Below are 16,597 nucleotides of genomic sequence, written 5' to 3'. Positions count from 1 at the left end.
CACGGTGATCTCGCCACGAAGGAAGGCCCGGGATGGCTGACGGAACCGACCGCTACGTCCTCTCGCCCGCGGCGACCTGGTCCCGCGAGGGCGACGAGCTGCGCGTCTTCTCCGACGAGGTGCTGCTGGTCCGGCGCTGCCCCGGATCCGTCTTCGACTGGCTCGAAGCGGTCTCCGCCGAGCCGGCCGGCCTCCCGGCACCGCGCGGAAGCCGTGTGGACCCCGTCGTGCGTACGCTCCTGAGGCTCCGCCTCGTGGTCGCGCCGTTCGACCGTTCGTGGGAGTCGTCCGCCTGGCGGAACCAGGTCGAGTACTTCGCGGCCCTGGGCCTGGACGCCGGTGCGGCGCAGGACCGGCTGCGCGCGGCGCACGTGACCGTGCTCGGTGTCGGCGGCATCGGCGGGGCGGTGCTGGCCGAGATCGCGGGTGCGGGCGTGGGCGGGCTCACCCTGGTGGACGGCGACCGGGTCGCGCTGGAGAACCTGAACCGCCAGTACCTCTACCGGCGTTGCGACGTCGGGCGGCCCAAGGTCGACGTGGCGGGCGAGTGGGTGCGTGAGCGGCTGCCGGACGCGGAGCCGGCCGCCGTCATGGAAACCATCACGACCAGCGGGGCGTTGGCGCCGCACCTGCGCGAAGGCGGGTTCCTGGTGGTGGCGGCCGACCGTCCCGCGTCGCTGCCTGACCTGTGCGCCGAAGCCTGCCTGGAGCGCGGGGCCTCGATGATCACGGGAGGCTGCGGGCTGCGCGTCGGGGCGAGCGGCCCGCTGGTCCGGCCCGCCGACGTCCCGGCCTTCCTCGCGTCCCGCCAGGAGGCGAGGAAGGCGGCGGCCGGAGCCGCCGCCACACCGATGGCGGCCTCGTTCGGCCCGGTCAACACCCTGGTGGGCGCGACGATGGGCCGCGACCTCATCTTCGGCATCCTCGGCGTGGGCGCCCGGACGACCGCGCACCGGGTCGACCTGCTGGGGACGGTGCTGGCCTGAGGGGCGACCGGGCCGCGGTCAGCCGAGGCCGGCGAGGTCCTGGCGGACCTTCTGGGCGAGGGCGGGCGGCAGTTTGCCGTAGCCGCTCTGGACGGCTCCGTCGCCCTCGGCCACGACGGAGCCGAGGAAGGGGCGCGTACGGGCCAGGGCGGGGCCGTCGTTGCCCTTGTCGCACAGGACGGCGTAGCCGATCTGCGTGATCGGGTAGGCCCCCGCGGCCTTGGTGGTGAAGTCCGGCTCCAGGGCGAGATCGGCCCCGCTGCCCGTGATCCGGGCGGCGGCCACGGCCTTGGTGGCCGACTCCGTGCCGACGTCCACCGGCTCGGGCGCGCCGGTCGCCAGCCGGACGGTGGTCAGACCTGCGGCCTGGCCGGCGAACCAGGTGAACGAGACGGCCCCGGCCGTCTGCTTGACCGCCTGGGGCACGAGCGTGCTCGTCACGCCCCGCCCTCCGTCGACCGGCGCCAGCGAGGACTTGGGGTCGCTCCCCCAGCCGGTGGGGGCGGCCTTCGAGAGGTACTGGGTGAAGGCCAGCGTCGTGCTGGACTCGTCGGTCGGGGTCACCACCTGGATCACCGTGTCGGGCAGCAGCCGTCCGGGGTTGACGGCCGTGATCTGCGGATCGTTCCAGCGGGTGATCCGGCCGCGGAAGATCCCGGCGAGGGTGGGCGCGTCCAGGGTGAGCGAGTCCACGCCCGGCAGGTTGACGACGACGGCCACGGGCAGCACGCCGAGCGGCAGGTGGACCGCTCTGCCGCCGGGGCAGCGGGCGGCGACGGACTCGGCCTGTGCCGCCGTCAGGGTCCGGTCGACCACGGCGAAGTCGGCCGAGCCGGTGCTGAACTGCTGGACCGCGGCGCCGGATCCGGTGGCGGCGTAGTTCGTCCGGGCGCCGGGGCAGGCCGTCTGGTAGCCGGCCGACCAGTGGTCCATGGCCACCTTGAAGGAACCGGCCCCGGCGGCGTTGACGGCCCCGTCGGGCCCGCAGGCGGGGGCGCTCGCCCCGGGACCCGCCGCGCCGGATGCCGCCGCGGAGCCACCGCCCCCCTTGCCGTCGTCCCGCAGCCCCTGCCAGGCCGCGATCCCGCCGGTCCCGAGCGCCAGCACGACCGCCACGGCCACGGCGACCCGGATCCGCTGCCTGCGCGGGGGCACTTCGGCTTCCGGCCACGACCGGGCGGCGCGATGCTCCTGATCCCTCGCGGGCTCGTCCGGCACGGGCGGCGGAGCGGCGGTGACCGTGGGCGGGGGCCCGAAGACACCGTCCGGCGCCGAGGCCACGCCGACCTCCGGGGCCGGGGCCGGGGCGGCGCGGACCGCGGGTGCGGAGGCGCCGGCCCCGCCCGTCGCGGGATGCCGGGCCGCCAGGAGGGTCAGCAGGGCGGCGGCCGTGGGGCGGTCCGCCGGCTCCTTGGCCAGGCAGGACTCGACCAGGGGAAGCAGCTCCGGGGGCAGGTCCGTCAGGTCCGGGGCCTCGTTGACCACCTGGACACCCACGGCGAAGAAGCTGTCGCCGCGGAACGGGACGTGCCCGGTGGCCGCGTGGACCAGGACCGACCCGAGGGCGAACACGTCCGCGGCGGGGCCCACGTCGCCGTCCAGGAACTGCTCCGGCGCCATGAACGGCGGCGTGCCGATCGCCGACCCGGTCCCGGTCAGGGCCGTCGCCCCGGCCCCGGTCACGGCCCGCGCGATGCCGAAGTCGATGACCCGCGGCCCGTCGTGCGCGAGCAGCACGTTGCCCGGCTTGAGGTCCCGGTGCACCAGCCCCACCCGGTGGATGTCCCGCAGCGCCTCGACCAGCCCGGCCGCGAGCTGCCACACCTCGGCGGCCGGCAAGGGCCCCTGCCCGTCGATCCGTTCGGCCAGCGAGTCTCCCGCAACGAACAGGGTGGCCAGCCACGGCGGCTCCGCGTCGGGGTCCGCGTCCACCACCGGCGCGGTGAACGCCCCGCTCACCTGCCGGGCGGCCGCGACCTCCCGGCGGAACCGCTCCCGGAACGCGGGGTCACCGGCCAGATCGGGCCGGACCACCTTGACGGCGACCTGCCGCCCGGACACCGACTGGGCACGGTAGACCACTCCCATCCCGCCGGCTCCGAGCCTGTCCGTCAGCCGGTATCCGCCGACCGTGTGCGGATCGCCGTTCCGCAGCGTCACGTGCCCAACCCCCGTCTGGCGTACCGACCGGGATCACTGTAGCGCCCGGCTCTCGACGTGCAGCGCGATCTTCCGACACTGCGGGGGGGGACGGGGTCCCTTCACCAGGCCAGCGGTTCGCCCTTCCGGAAGAAGCCGCCGCTGGGACCGGAGTCGGGAAGGGTGGCGGCCCAGACCACACCGGCGGCGCCCTGGTCGACCGGGTCGCCGCCCGGGCCGCCCATGTCGGTGGCGATCCAGCCCGGGCAGACGGCGTTCACCAGGATCCCCTCGGCGCGCAGTTCGTCGGCGAGCTTGCGGGTCAGGGCGTTGAGGGCGGCCTTCGAGACGCCGTAGGCGGGAGTGCCGCCGGACATCCCTTCCAAGGAGCCGGATTCGCTGGAGACGTTCACCACGCGGGGGTGGGGTGAGCGGCGCAGCAGCGGCAAGAACGCCTGCGTGGTGCGCCAGGCGCCGAAGAGGTTGGTCTCCAGGGTCCGGCGGACCTCGTCGAGATCGACGGAAACGGCTCGCCGGGCGGTGTCATAATTAACGGCCGCGTTGTTGACGAGGACGTCGAGACGCCCGAACTCCTCTTCCACGCGGCGGGCGAGGGCGCGGACGTGGTCGGCGTCGGTCACGTCCAGCCGGCACGGCAGCAGCCTGCCCGGCCGTCCGGGAGCCAGATCGGCGACGGCCCGTTCGGCGTCCTCCGGCCGACGGGCGGACAGCAGGACGGTGTGACCGAGTCCGGCGAGCTGACGCGCGGTTTCCCGGCCGATACCCCTGTTGCCACCCGTGACCAGCGATACCGGCGCTGCGGTGCTCATGCTCTCTCCTTGCGCGGACGATCCGAAGCCGCTCGGCACGTTACGCAGCCGCACCGCACAGCGGCATCGGGCCGGGGGCGCAGACGGGCTGAGCCCTTGGTCCTAGGGCCTGTTGCGAAAGGGATCAAGGGAGGGGGCTTCCTTCGGGAAGCCTCAGGTTTCCCAGCCCTGTGACAGCCCGAGATGACCTGACTGCAAGGCTTCGCGCTGGGTGGTGACCCAAAGCTCCACTTCGTCGGTGGAGTCCGCGACAGCCCGGTCCGTGGTGTCGACCAGATGTGTGGACCATCGACGGTCGGCGGCGGTCCAGTCGGTCCAGCGGTTCCAGGCCATCTCGGACCAGCTGTCATCGGTGATGACGTCGGTCCGGTACCGGGGGTCCTGGGCGTGCTCGCGGTGCCAGCCGGCCCAGCCGAGGAAGGAGTCGACAGCCGGTGTGTCCCACCGGTCCGGATCGCGTTCGGTGAGCCTGCGGCGCCGGACCGGGTCGGACACGTCGAGCAGACACACCGCGATTCCCTCCAGCAGCGGCGCCGAAGGAACGGCCAGGACTTCACCGAGCGGGGATTGTCCGGTCAGGAGCAGGTCGAGTCCGCGCCGCTGGTACTCCAGCGCACGGCGCACCCACATCTCGGTCGTGCGGTTGCGCCAGATCCGGTCCGCGCCGTCCGGAACACCGAGTTCGTCGAAGTCGTGCACGACGAGCCCGTGCAGACGTTCACCCATGGCATGGGCGATGGTGGTCTTACCCGAGCAACTGGAACCCGTCAGTTTGAGCAGCACCTGGCCAGAGTGGCAGATCACCCTTGGGCATACCATGCCTTTTCGGGCTGTCCTGGGCTCCGCGCCGGCCTGGTCACAGCCATTCGTTGATGGCGGCGACCAGTACTGCCGCTTCGTAGCGGACGGCGAGTTTGTCGTACCTGGTGGCGACGGCCCCGCGTCTCTTGAGTCGGTTGATCCCGCACTCGACCGCGTGGCGTTGCTTGTAGTCGTCCTTGTCGAACTTCGGCGGCCGCCCGCCGAGCCGGGCCCACTGGCCATTCGTCAGATCTCCACGTCCCACAACGCGTGATCATGAACGAACAAGAGTTTTCGCAGCAGACCCCAGCCCTATAGGTCCACCATCAGCACCACGCGGTCGGCCGCGGGATCGAACCCCAGCACCGGCTTCCCGCAGTCACCCTCGGCGGTCATGACCACCTGCTTGCCGAGCCGGCGACCCACCGCGGCGAGGAACCCGCACAGGACGTCCACTCCCCCCTGTCCCTGGAGTTCGCGGAGGTCGACGTCGAAGTCGATCTCCTCGGCCGACATCGGACGGAAGATCGTCAGCACGTCCGGGACCGGCCAGACCCGCAGCTCGACGGTGTCCGCATCAGCGGGCCGCTCCAGCACCTCCGCCGCGGATGGCAGCGGAACCGCGGCGCCGCCCTCCCGGTACTCCCACCTCCATCCGCCCGACCGGACCAGGTCGAACACGGCCTGCCAGTCCTCGACCGAGGCGGCTTGCACACACCCGTCCGGCAGAGCACCCATCAGGTCGGGGTCGAAGAGGCTCCTGACGTCGTCCCACAGCAGATCCGGCATGGTCCCCATGCTGCCAGGCCGGCCCGGCTCGCACGCGGCGTCCCTGAACGTCGCCGCCGGGGCTTCGAGGAGGCGCCTACGCCTCGACGGCCACGGGGCCGGTCGTGGTGGGTTCGGCGTTGCGGCGGGTTTTGGACCAGCCGGTGCGGCCCCGGAGGATGCGGACGAAGGCGCGGGCCGAGGCCGGGAAGAGGTGGTAGGCGTACAGCCACAGGGCCAGGCCCCACAGCAGCGCCCGGCCGCGCGAGGTGTCCGGGGCGAAGTCCCGGCGGTAGACCGGGCCCCAGAGGAGGAACGGGACGACCGACAGCACCGCCAGGCACAGGGCCAGGGGCCACCAGGCGAGGGCGCCCGCGAACCCGTGCAGGGCGAGGACCGCCAGCAGGACCGCCGACAGCACCAGGGAGAAGAGGTGCGCCAGCGGCTGGCCGAAGGTGTACAGGGTCTCCAGGACGCCTCCGCCGGTGTAGTGGCGCGAGGAGAGGATGCGCGGGGCGTAGCGGGCGCACTGGAGGTTGCCCTGGGCCCAGCGGGTGCGCTGGGTGAGCAGGCGCCGTGCGTGCGGCAGGCCTTCCTGGGAGACCCAGGTGTCGGCGACGTGCCGGACCCGGTCGCCGGTGAGGATCATGTGGAGGCCGAGTTCGTAGTCCTCCAGCAGGGCCCCCTCGCGCCAGGGGCGGCGCTCGGCCTCGGCGATCCGGTCCAGTGCGGACAGCCGGGTGAACTGGCCGTTCCCGCCGAGGCCCACCGAGCCGGTGCGGGTGCGCAGGAGCTGCATGCCGGCGTTGGAGACGGCGAACTCCATGTCCTGGACGCGGACCAGCAGGCGGGCGAGGGCGTTCGCGCAGCGGCCGCGACCGGGCAGCGGGCGCGGGTCGTCCACGTTGCGCATCCGGACGCCGACCTGCACTCCCCCGGTCTCCGGGTCACCGAATCCGCCGGGCCCGCCGACCATCGCGGGGGCCGCCCGGTCGAGGCGGCCGTCGGCGTCGATCACGCAGACGACCACCCGGTCCCGGTCGGCGGCGGGTCCGAGCGCGCCGCCCAGCTCCCGGTAGGCGGCGTTGAGCGCGGCGCCCTTGCCGGTGCGGGCCTCGGGCCGCACGCGGCTCACCAGGTGCACCCGCGCGTCGTCCGCGGCGAACGCGGCGACGATCGCGCCGGTGCGGTCGTCGCTGGCGTCGTCGACCACCCAGACGTCGGCGTAAGGGAAGTCGGCGCGGAGCCGGGCGACGGTCGTGGCGATCACGGCCTCCTCGTCCCGGCAGGGGACGAAGAAGTGCCAGTCGAACGCGGCCGGGTCGCCGGGCTCGGTCCGCGCGCGGTTGCGGTAGGCGTGGCGGGAGCCGGCGGCGTAGACGAGGAATCCGGCGAGGAGGAGGAGGGGGAAGAGGAACAGGAGGAGGTGGTGGTCGGTGTGCGGCACGGGGCGTTCCTCAGGCGGCGACGGGGCGGGCGGAGGCCGCGCCGGAGGTGGGAGCGGCGGCAGAGGCGGGGGCCCCGCCGGTGTCGGAGGCGGGGGCAGAGGCGGAGGCCGCGCCGGTGCCGGTGCCGGAGGCGGGGGTCGGAACGGTGCCGGGGACGGGCATGCGGGTCAGCAGGCCGGCGATGCGGCGGGAGGCGAGGCCGTCGCCGAACGGGCTGGGCAGCGCGGCCAGCCGTTCCCGCAGGGCCGCGCCGTGGCTCAGGCGCTCGCGGGCGGCGGCCCCGAGCTGCGCGCCGGGGCGCACCAGGACGGCGAAGTCGGCCATGGCCTCGGGGCGCTCGGTGGAGTTGCGGACCACGACCAGCGGGCGGCCCAGGACGGTCGTCTCCTCCTGCACCCCGCCGGAGTCGGACACGAGCAGGGCGGCGTGGCGGGCCAGCCCGAGGAACTCGGCGTAACCGAGGGGGCTGGTGACCACGAGGCCGTCCAGGAGCGCCGCGAGGCCGGCGGCCTCGATCCGGGCCCGGGTGCGGGGGTGGAGGGGCAGGACGACGGGGAGGGTCCGCGCGAGGGCGGCCAGCTCGTCGAGGACGGCGCGCAGGGCTGCGGGGTCGTCGGTGTTCTCGGGGCGGTGCACGGTGGCCAGGACGTAGCCGTCCGGGGCGACTCCGAGCGGGGCGAGGAGGGCCTGGCGCTCCCGCGCGCCGGGCAGGTGGGCGCGCACGGCCTCGACCACGGTGTTGCCGGTGAGCTGGATGCGGTCGGCGGGCACGCCCTCGGCGAGGAGGTTGTCGCGGTTGGCGGGGGTGGCCGCGCACAGCACGTCGGCGAGCCGGTCGATCAGCACCCGGTTGTGCTCCTCCGGCATGGCCCGGTCGTGGCTGCGCAGCCCGGCCTCCACGTGGAGGAGGGGCAGGTCGCGGGCGTTGGCGGCGAGGGCGCCGGCCAGGGCGGCGTTGGTGTCGCCCTGGACCACGACCGCGCGGGGCCGGTCGCGGGTGAACAGGTCGTCCAGCTGGGCGAGGGCCGCCGAGATCTGCACGGCGCGCGGCCGTCCGCCGATGCCCGTGAGGTACGTGGGCTCGGGCAGGCCGAGCTCGGTCAGGAAGCGGCCGGACATGTCCTCGTCGAAGTGCTGTCCGGTGTGCACGAGCCGCGCGGCGGGGCCGAGGAGGCGGCTCAGCTCGGTCAGCTTCACCAGTTCGGGGCGGGTCCCGAGGACGAGGGCGATGCTGCGCGGGGGCGGGGCGGTCATGCGGGAGGTCCTTGCGGCCGGAGGCGTACGGAGGGCATCCGGGGAGCGTCCGGGGCGACGGTTGCGCCGCGCCCGGGTCGCCGGTTGCCGGACGGTTGCGATCACGGCCGGTTCGGCAGGTCGGGACTTTCGGCCCGGTCGGTACGGGGGTCCGTGGTCCCGCGCGGGGCGGGCCCTTGGTCCCGGCCCTGTGCCGGGCCGGGGAGCGGAGCCGGAGGGCCGGGGCCCGTCGCGGCGGAGCCGGACAGCCGGGGCCGTCGGGGCGGAGCCCGAGAACCAGGACCCATCGCGGCGGAGCCCGAGAACCAGAGCCCATCGCGGCGGAGCCCGAGAACCAGAGCCCATCGCGGCGGAGCCCGAGAACCGGGACCCGTCGCGGCGGAGCCCGACAGCCGGGACCCGTCGCGGCGCGGCGATCAGGTGGTGGGGTTGCGGCCTTCGCCCCGGTAGCGGTAGCCGAGCCCGCGGACCGCTTCGATGACGTCGTGGGAGTCCCGGCCGCCGGCCTGCTGGAGTTTGCGCCGCACCCGCAGGACGGCGAACTTGACCCGCTCCCGGCCCACGCCCGCCGGGCCGTCCCAGACCTGGACGAGCAGCTGGTCCGTGGTGACGACCCGGCCCCGGTTGCGCACGAGGGTCTGGATCAGCCGGTACTCGATGTCGCTCAGGCGGACTTCCACACCGTGCCAGAGGGCGGTGCGGCGCTCGGGCACCAGGTGGAGCGCGGTGTCCAGCCGGTCCGCGGCCCAGCCCGCGGGCCGGGAGCGGCGCAGGAGGGCCTCGATGCGGGCGAGGAGTTCCTCCTGCCCGAAGGGCTTGGGGAGGTAGTCGTCGGCGCCGGCGCGCAGCCCCCGGACCCGGTCCGCCTCCGCGCCGCGGGCGGTGAGGAGGAGCACGGGGAGGTCGGTGAGGTCCCGGGTGCGTTCCAGGACCTGCCAGCCGTCGAGTTCCGGCAGGCCGATGTCGAGGACCATCAGGTCGGGGCGGTCGGCGAACAGGCGGCGCAGGGCCTCCCGGCCGTCGGGGGCGTGCAGGACCTCGTGGCCGGCCCTGCCGAGGAGGGCGCGCAGGGCGGTGGCGAGGTCTGCGTCGTCCTCGACGAGGAGGATGCGGGTCACGGGGCGGCGGCCTGCGGGTCGGCGCCGGGCACGGACGGGCCGGGGGCCGGGCCGGCGACGGGCAGCCGGACGGTGAACACCGCGCCGCCCTGCGGGCCCGGGGCGTCGGCGACGGTCAGGTCGCCGCCGTGGCGGCGTACGATGTCGCGGCTCAGGGCCAGGCCGAGGCCGGTGCCGGCGAATCCGCCGCGTTCCGCGTTGGGGGCCCGGAAGAATCCGGAGAAGATCTCCTCTCGGTACTCCTGGGGGACGCCGATGCCGGTGTCGGCCACGTCGACGCTCCAGTGGCCGTCGTCGACGGCCGAGGTCACGGTGACCGTGCCGCCGGGCGGGGTGAACTTGGCGGCGTTCTCCAGCAGGTTGGCGAGGACGTTCACGAGCCGCAGCTCGTCGCCGTGCAGCGGCGGGCCGGGGGCCGGGGCGAGGACCACGAACACTCCGGCGGCCGCGGTGTCCCCGATCCGGTCCAGGACCGCGTGGGTGAGCATGCGCGGTACGTCGACCGGACCGAACTCCAGGCGCAGCTCGGGGGCGCGCACGACGGCGGTCTCCATCAGGGTGGCGATCACGCGTTCCATGCGGCGGGCGTTGCGGTGGACGGCGTCGAGGAACTCGCGCTGTTCCGGTCCGAGGGGTCCGGAGACCGGGTCGGCGAGCAGTTCGCAGAAGCTGATGACGGAGGCGAGCGGGGTGCGCAGGCTGTGGGAGGCGTGCGCGAGGAACTCGTTGCGCTGGCGGGCCAGTTCGGCGAGGGTCCGGTTGTCCCGTTCGAGGGCGTGCTCGCGGCGTTTGTCCTCGGTGACGTCCTCGGCGGTCCACAGGGAGCCGAGCAGGTTGCGTGCGTCGTCGTAGAGGGGTTCCACGTCCCGGCGGATGGTCCGGCCGTCGGCGAGGCGGATCTCGGCGGCGCGGTGGACTCGGCGGGCGGCGATCGCGTGGGCCGTGTCGCCGGCCCACGCGGGGCTCTCGGCGAAGGTGGCGCAGACCGCGTCCACGACGGGGCCGAGCGGGGCGCCGGGACCGTGGGCGACGCCGGCGGCGTCGAGGGCGAACATGTCGGTGAAACGGCGGTTGACCGCGATCACCCGCTCGTCCCCGCCCTGGACGATGGCGGCGCGCGGCAAGGCCTCCAGGACGGCCTGGACCTGAGCCGGGGCGTTGTGCACGGGCTCACCGTACGCGGTGGCCGCTGCCGCGGCGGTGAGGACATGCGCTGCCGCGCACCGCCACGGCCCGGCCGGTGGGCGCGTCCGGGAGCGCGGTCGGTGGCGGCGGGGTTCCCGGCGCAGTACGTCGCGGGCCTTGGTCTGGTCCCGGCGTCCGGCCCGACCGGTTCCGGTGATGTGGAAGACGTACGTCGGCGGTCGGCCAGGCCAGGCCAGGCGCAGGAGGGTGGCCGACATGCCCCGCCGGCCGGTGGCGGCGTGGCAGACCTGTTCGGCGAGGCGTTTGGTCCGGCCGTACAGGTCGGTGGCGTCGCGGAAGCGGTCTCGTCGAGGTGGCGGGTGGTGACGTCGCCGTGGACGGAGAGGCTGGTGAGGTGCACGGAGGTGGCGTCGGCTTCGAAGGCGCCTGCCGCGTCGGCCGGTTGGTCGCCGGTGGGGTGGGCGAGGGCGGTGTGCGGGACGGCGCCGACGCCGACCGTGGCGGCGGTGAGCGCGGCCGGGTGGGTGGCCGGGTGCCGTGGGGGCGCCGGGGCGGGGGCGAGGGCGGTGACCTCGTGGCGGGTGGCGAGGGCGGGCAGGATCCGACCGGCGGCGTGGCCGCTGCCGCCGATGACCGGAACGCGCGTGCGGCCCCGCCGACAGGGGGCAGGCCCGGCCGCGCCCGCTCACCGGGCACCGGCCGGAGCACCTCCCGTAAATGGCTGGCAGGTGCATGACGACCCGGTGGGATCCGGCGGTACCGTCCAAGTGCTCCGGAGGGCGGCCTCCCGAACGCCCGTGCCACCAGCGGGCGGTGGCGGCGCCTCCGGCGCCCCGGCTCCGCCCCAGGGGCCGGGCCCCCACACACGAAGGGCACCACCATGTCCCTGGGCACCTGGCTGAAGGCCGCGACCCCCGCCGCCGCGCTGGTCCTCGCCGCGGCGACCGCCGCAACCGCCGCACCCGCGGCCACGGCCACGGCGATACCCGGAGCCGCCGCCGCGACGGTGACGCTCCGATACGACGACAGCCGCGCCGGCGGCTGGGAGGCCGCCATCGCGGCCGGGGTCGCCTCCTGGAACGCGAACGTCGGCAACGTACGCCTGGTCAAGGCAGCCCCCGGCGTCCGGGCCGAGATCGTCATCGTGGCCACCACCGGCTGGCCGCAGGCCACCCTCGGACCGGTCCGCCCGGGGCGGCAGGTGCGGGTCGAACTCGGCGCGCAGGCCGTCGACGACGGGTACGACAAGACGCGCATCGCGGCGCACGAGCTGGGCCACAGCCTGGGCCTGCCGGACACCAAGCCGGGACCATGCACCCAACTGATGTCCGGATCCAGCGCCGGAACGGCCTGCACCAACGCCGTACCGGACGCCGCGGAGCGCGCCCGCGTCCAGAACGCCTACGCGAACGGGCTGGGGGCGGCCGTGCCGGCCGACGGCCGGGTCCTCGTCGACGCCCCCTGACAGCCGGTCGCCCGTGCCGGAACCCGACGGGTGGGTGACGCGTTGGGAAGTCGGGTATCGGGTATCGGGTGTCGGGCGCTGGACTCGGGAGATCGGTGACCGGGGTGTCGGACGTGGTGCGGGAGTCGGCTCTGGCCGGCCGGGTGGTGCTGTGGGAGGAGTCCGCCCGTGACGGCGCGCAGGCCAAGACCCTGATGTCCGCGGACTTCCGGGTACGTCTGGCCCGCGAGACGGGCGCGGTCTTCGGCACGGACGGGCCGCGCCACGTGGTGTTCGCCGCGGGGTTCCCCGCGGTCTGCGCCGAGGAGTACGAGGCCGTGCGACGGGTCGCCGCCGAGGCGGAGGGCGCCGTCAGCGTCGCCGCCGTGTGCCGGGGCTCCCGCCGGGACGTGGAGCAGGCCGTGGCCTCCGTACGGGGCAGCGGGCACGCGCGGGTGATGGTGGTGGTCCCGGCGTCCGAGCCGATGGCGCGGGTGATGCTCCACCGGACCGCCGCCGAGGCCCTGAGGGCGGCGGCCGACCTCGTGAAGCTGGCCCGGGACGCGGACGACTCGGTGGCGGTGGACGTCTGCCTGGCGGACGCCTCCCGCGCCGACCGCTCCCTCATGGGCCACCACGCCCGTGCCCTCACCGAGACCGGGGCGGGAGTGGTGCTGCTGGCCGACACCGTCGGCGTACAACTCCCCCGGGCGTGCCGCGACATGTTCGGCGCGGTGCGGGCGGCGGCCGGCGCCGACGTGGTGCTCGCCTCCCACCTGCACAACGACCTCGGACTCGGGTTGGCGAACACGCTCCAGGCGCTGGACGCCGGAGTCCGGGTGGTGTCGGCTTCGTGGCTGGGCATCGCCGAGCGGGCCGGGATGGTCGCCACCGAGCAGTTGCTGTTCCTCCTCGCGCGGCACGCCCGCGAACTCCTCGGAGCCGGGCCGGGGCCGTGGTGGACGGCCCCCGACCTGACCCGGCTGCCCGGCATCACGCGGCGGGTCGCCGCGGAGACGGGGGTCCCGCTCAGCGTGACCACCCCGATCGTCGGGACCGGTGTGGGCACGATCTCCACCGGAACCCCCTTCGTCCACCCCGGGTTGTTCCAGCCGTACGATCCGGCGGAGGTACTGGGCATCGAGCCGGAGGTGCTGCTGACCCACCTGGCCAGCGCCCGCGTCGTGACGGCCGTCGCCGCCCGCCTCGGGCACCGGCTCGATCCCGGCCAGGCCCGGGCGGCCATGGCCTGGGCCAAGTCCCGTGCCTTCCGCACCGGGAGGGCCGTCATCGACGACACCACGTTCGCCGCCTACCTCGACGGCCTCGCCCACACCCCCGGGAGCAGCCCGTGAACGCCCCGGCCGGCCGTCGGCCCGTATCCCTGCCGGAAGCCGCACGGGCCCTGCGCGACGGCGCCGCCGTCGTGCTCCCCAACCCCGCCCCGCTCACCCACGTGGTCACCTCCCGGCTCCCGTACGCCGTCAACGAGGCCAAGGGGCGCCCCGCCGGGCAGCCCGTCGCCCTGTGGGCCCACCACCCCGACACCGTCAGCGCCCTCGACGGGATCTGGCGGCTGCCGACGGGCCCGGCGGCGATGGCCCGGCGGCTGCTCGCCGAGGAGCACCTCACCGTCCTGGTACCGGTGCGCGAGGACGCCGACCCGCCCGGCTGGGCGGCGCCGGCGGTCAAGGACGGCTGGATGCTGATCTTCGGCGCCCGCTGGGCGCCCCTGCGGCCCCTGCTCGACGCGCACCCCATGCTCTACGTGAGCAGCGCCAACCGCACCGGCCACGCCCCGGCGGCGAGCACCGCCGACGCCCTCGCCACGTTCCCCGCCGGCGTCCCCGTCCTCGGGCCGCCCGTCCCGGAGCCCGGCGCAGCGGCCCGCAGGGCCACCACCACCATCCGCGTCCATGCCGACGGCCACCTCGACCACCACCGTCCCGGAGCCCAGGACCAGGACTTCCCCGGCCCCCGCCCCTACCTCCGGCACCTCCAGGACACGTACGGTCCCTGAGCCGGACGCGGCGGTCGGGCTACCCGTCCGTGCCGGTGCGCGGCGGGAAGGCGAGGCCGGTGGGGGTGTTGAGGCCGGCGGGGTTCAGCACGGTCTGGGTGCCGTTCGGCCGGAGGCGGAGCACCCGGTTGTCGAAGGCGTCGGCGACGTAGAGGCTGCCGCGGTGGTCGAGGGCCAGGCCGAGCGGGTCGTTCAGACCGGTGAAGGGCACGGTGGTCTGGGCGCCGCTCCCGGCCGCGATCTTCACCACGCGGTTGTTGCCGCTGTCGGAGACGTACAGGTCTCCGGTCGCGCTCAGGGCGAGCCCGGTGGGCTGGGAGAGCCCGACCGTGGGGACGGTGCTCTGGCCGCCCGCGGCGGACACCCTGACGACGCGGTCGTTGACGAAGTCGGAGATGTAGAGGTCCCCGCCGGGTGCCAGGGCCAGTCCCCAGGGGTGCAGCAGCCCGGTGGCCGGGACCGTGGTCTGGCCGCTGCCGTCGGCGGGCACCTTCACGACGCGGTCGTTGAAGCTGTCGGCGATGTAGACGTCGCCGGACGCGTCGACGGCGAGGCCCAGCGGACGCGAGAGCCCGTCGGCGGGGACGGTGACCTCTCCGCCCCCGTCCGGCAGCAGCCGCAGGACACGGTTGTTGCCGGTGTCGGCGACGTAGAGGCTGCCCGCCCGGTCCCATGCGAGACCGGTGGGGCGTACCAGGCCGTCGAGGACGAGTACGCTCTCGCCCCCGCCCCGGGTGGGCAGGGTGACCACGCGGTTGTCGCCGTAGTCGGACACGTACAGCCTCTGGCCGCTGTGCGGGTGGTGCGCGTCGTGCGGTTCGGCGGCGTCCGCGGTCTGCGCGGGCGACACGCACAGGAGCAGCAGTCCGGCGAGGGCGGAGCGCCCGATCACCCGCCGGCGGATCCGGCTCGTGGGGACCGGCGGTTCGTCTTCGTACGGCCTGACCGTGATGCGTTCCACGATTCACCCACCTGTTCCGTGACCGGCCGGCAGCCCTCCGTCGTGCCGGCCTGCTCCCGCCGACCCTAGGCAGCGGCTGCGGACGCCACGAGAGCCACGCCATCGACCTGGCCACGAGCCACTCCGATGCCCGGCTCCCGCCCCCGCCGGTACGCGCCGGCGCAGCCCCAGGCCGGCGGCCTGGGGCTGGTTGGCCTTCCTGGCCCGCTGCCGGTGGTCAGGCGTGCCGGTCCGCGGGGTGGTGGACGGGCTGGACCGACCAGGCCGGGGGTTCGTCGTCGCCCGATTCCTCGTCGCGCTCCGCGTCGGCGAAGGTCTCGTGGATCTTGCCCGGAGCGTGGTGGACCGGGGCGTAGACGGCGTAGAGCTGCAGGGGCTCGTCACCGGTGTTGGTGACGTTGTGCCAGGTGCCGGCGGGTACGAAGACCGCCCATCCGTCCTCGACCTCCTGGTCGAAGTCGAGGCGGTCCTTCGCACTGCCCATCTGCACGCGGCCGCGGCCCGCGTCGAGCCGGAGGAACTGGTCGGTCTCCGGGTGTGCCTCCAGGCCGATGTCCTCGCCCACCGGGATCGACATGAGGGTCAGCTGGAGGTACTTCCCGGACCAGGCGACCGAGCGGTAGTCGGTGTTCTCCAGCGTCGCCTGCTCAAGGTCGAAACTCTGGGGTTCGGGCCCGATGTCCTTGATGGTCATGCTTCTCTCCCGGTCGACGGAGGTGGTACGCGTTCGGGCGCGGTTTTCGCGCCGCGCCCACCCTTCCAGACTCACCGGGGTGTCGTGGCCCGACGCCAGTGACACTCGAGCGGGTCGGTCAGGACAGCTCGCGGACACCGAGCTGCTGCACGAACAGCAGGCTGTCGGCATTGGCCCAGTACTCGGCGAGCATGCCGTCCTCGACCCGCAGGGTGTCGGTTCCCGTGAAGCGGACCCGGTTGCCCACGGCGTCCTGTGAAGCGCCCGGGAAGCCTCCGGCGTACGTGCCTTCGGCGCTCCAACGGACCACCAGGAACTCGTCGGTGGCGATCGGGCCGACGGTGATCTCGAAGCTGAGGTCGCGCAGGATCGTGTGGATGCCCGCCACCCAGCCGTTGAGGCCCTCACGGCCGTGCACCGTGTCGTCGCCCGAGCCGGTGAGAGGAGCGGCGTGCGCGACGAAGTCAGGAGCGATGATCTTGTCGGTCAGGGACAGGTCGTTGTTCCACAGGGCCTTCCACGGCTCGGCGAGCAGGGCGTTGGAGGAAGCGGACATGGTGGATTCTCCTTCGAGATGGGGGTCGTTCGCAGGACGTGCGGGGTGGGTGCGGCGCGTGAGGAGCAGGGCGAGGAGGGCTGTCGAGGCCAGCACCGCGGCCGAGAGGGTGAACGCGGTCCGGTACCCGGCGGTGAGCGCCTCCGCCTGCGGTTCCCGTAGCGCGGCGTGGGTGGTGACCGAGCCGGCCAGGGTGGCGAGGGCGGCGAGTCCGACGGCGCCGCCGACCTGGCGGGTGGTGCTCACCAGTGCCCCGGCCAGGCCTGCGTCCTGTGGCGGAACGCCTTCGACGGCGAGGGCGGTGAGCTGGACGAAGGCGACGCCGAGACCGAGGCCGACCAGGACGACCGGGCCGAGGATGTCGGTGAGGTAGCCGCCGTCCGCCCTGATCCGGGACAGCCACAGCAGGCCGGGGGGCTCGGTGAGCAGGGC

At 74.7% G+C, this 16,597-nt stretch carries 16 protein-coding genes; 4 read left to right on the top strand and 12 right to left on the bottom strand.

Annotated elements, in window-relative coordinates:
• Positions 1 to 32: 32 nt before the first annotated feature.
• Positions 33 to 986 (top strand): ThiF family adenylyltransferase, encoded by a 954-nt coding sequence (locus tag ACFVXK_RS13390; RefSeq protein WP_389611634.1) that lies wholly within the window; start codon positions 33 to 35, stop codon positions 984 to 986.
• A gap of 18 nt (positions 987 to 1,004) precedes the next feature.
• On the opposite strand, the gene ACFVXK_RS13385 is transcribed toward ACFVXK_RS13390, so the two are convergent.
• From ACFVXK_RS13385 to ACFVXK_RS13345, 9 genes are all read right to left on the bottom strand, one after another.
• Positions 1,005 to 3,146 (bottom strand): substrate-binding domain-containing protein, encoded by a 2,142-nt coding sequence (locus ACFVXK_RS13385; protein WP_389611633.1) that lies wholly within the window; start codon positions 3,144 to 3,146, stop codon positions 1,005 to 1,007.
• Positions 3,147 to 3,247: 101 nt separating this feature from the next.
• Positions 3,248 to 3,955, bottom strand: coding sequence for an SDR family oxidoreductase (locus ACFVXK_RS13380; protein ID WP_389611631.1), 708 nt, complete (start codon positions 3,953 to 3,955; stop codon positions 3,248 to 3,250).
• Positions 3,956 to 4,108: 153 nt separating this feature from the next.
• Complete coding sequence (locus tag ACFVXK_RS13375; RefSeq protein ID WP_389611630.1) at positions 4,109 to 4,738, bottom strand: hypothetical protein; 630 nt, start codon at positions 4,736 to 4,738, stop codon at positions 4,109 to 4,111.
• A 73-nt stretch (positions 4,739 to 4,811) separates the two neighbouring features.
• Positions 4,812 to 5,021: a hypothetical protein gene (locus ACFVXK_RS13370; protein ID WP_389611629.1), complete on the bottom strand. Its 210-nt coding sequence runs from the start codon at positions 5,019 to 5,021 to the stop codon at positions 4,812 to 4,814.
• Positions 5,022 to 5,068: 47 nt separating this feature from the next.
• Positions 5,069 to 5,545 carry a hypothetical protein gene (locus ACFVXK_RS13365; RefSeq protein ID WP_389611628.1) on the bottom strand — a complete coding sequence of 159 codons (477 nt, stop codon included), beginning with the start codon at positions 5,543 to 5,545 and terminating at the stop codon, positions 5,069 to 5,071.
• Between the two features lie 76 nt (positions 5,546 to 5,621).
• Complete coding sequence (locus tag ACFVXK_RS13360) at positions 5,622 to 6,971, bottom strand: glycosyltransferase family 2 protein (RefSeq protein ID WP_389611627.1); 1,350 nt, start codon at positions 6,969 to 6,971, stop codon at positions 5,622 to 5,624.
• A gap of 10 nt (positions 6,972 to 6,981) precedes the next feature.
• Positions 6,982 to 8,226: a non-hydrolyzing UDP-N-acetylglucosamine 2-epimerase gene (gene wecB, locus ACFVXK_RS13355; RefSeq protein ID WP_389611625.1), complete on the bottom strand. Its 1,245-nt coding sequence runs from the start codon at positions 8,224 to 8,226 to the stop codon at positions 6,982 to 6,984.
• A 416-nt stretch (positions 8,227 to 8,642) separates the two neighbouring features.
• Entirely contained in the window at positions 8,643 to 9,344 is a 702-nt protein-coding gene (locus ACFVXK_RS13350; protein ID WP_389611624.1) for a response regulator transcription factor, read from the bottom strand.
• Positions 9,341 to 10,510, bottom strand: a complete 1,170-nt coding sequence (locus tag ACFVXK_RS13345) for an ATP-binding protein (RefSeq protein ID WP_389611623.1) — start codon at positions 10,508 to 10,510, stop codon at positions 9,341 to 9,343. Before ACFVXK_RS13345 ends, ACFVXK_RS13350 begins: the two co-directional genes overlap by 4 nt.
• An 860-nt stretch (positions 10,511 to 11,370) precedes the next feature.
• Here ACFVXK_RS13345 and ACFVXK_RS13340 point away from each other — a divergent pair.
• From ACFVXK_RS13340 to ACFVXK_RS13330, 3 genes are all read left to right on the top strand, one after another.
• Positions 11,371 to 11,955 carry a snapalysin family zinc-dependent metalloprotease gene (locus ACFVXK_RS13340; protein ID WP_389611622.1) on the top strand — a complete coding sequence of 195 codons (585 nt, stop codon included), beginning with the start codon at positions 11,371 to 11,373 and terminating at the stop codon, positions 11,953 to 11,955.
• Positions 11,956 to 12,050: 95 nt separating this feature from the next.
• Positions 12,051 to 13,289 carry a 2-isopropylmalate synthase gene (locus ACFVXK_RS13335; protein WP_389611621.1) on the top strand — a complete coding sequence of 413 codons (1,239 nt, stop codon included), beginning with the start codon at positions 12,051 to 12,053 and terminating at the stop codon, positions 13,287 to 13,289.
• A complete protein-coding gene (locus ACFVXK_RS13330) occupies positions 13,286 to 13,954 on the top strand; it encodes a hypothetical protein (protein ID WP_389611620.1) in 669 nt (222 codons plus the stop codon). Before ACFVXK_RS13335 ends, ACFVXK_RS13330 begins: the two co-directional genes overlap by 4 nt.
• Positions 13,955 to 13,973: 19 nt before the next feature.
• On the opposite strand, the gene ACFVXK_RS13325 is transcribed toward ACFVXK_RS13330, so the two are convergent.
• The 3 genes from ACFVXK_RS13325 to ACFVXK_RS13315 form a co-directional block, all read right to left on the bottom strand.
• Complete coding sequence (locus tag ACFVXK_RS13325) at positions 13,974 to 14,915, bottom strand: hypothetical protein (protein ID WP_389611619.1); 942 nt, start codon at positions 14,913 to 14,915, stop codon at positions 13,974 to 13,976.
• A 217-nt stretch (positions 14,916 to 15,132) separates the two neighbouring features.
• Entirely contained in the window at positions 15,133 to 15,609 is a 477-nt protein-coding gene (locus tag ACFVXK_RS13320) for a cupin domain-containing protein (RefSeq protein ID WP_389611618.1), read from the bottom strand.
• Between the two features lie 118 nt (positions 15,610 to 15,727).
• The coding region (locus tag ACFVXK_RS13315) for an ester cyclase (protein ID WP_389611617.1) at positions 15,728 to 16,597 on the bottom strand (870 nt) is incomplete at its 5' end.

The organism is Streptomyces sp. NPDC058157 (genome assembly GCF_042884105.1).
Classification (GTDB): Bacteria; Actinomycetota; Actinomycetes; order Streptomycetales; family Streptomycetaceae; genus Streptomyces.
This window is presented reverse-complemented; position numbering and strand designations above follow the sequence as displayed.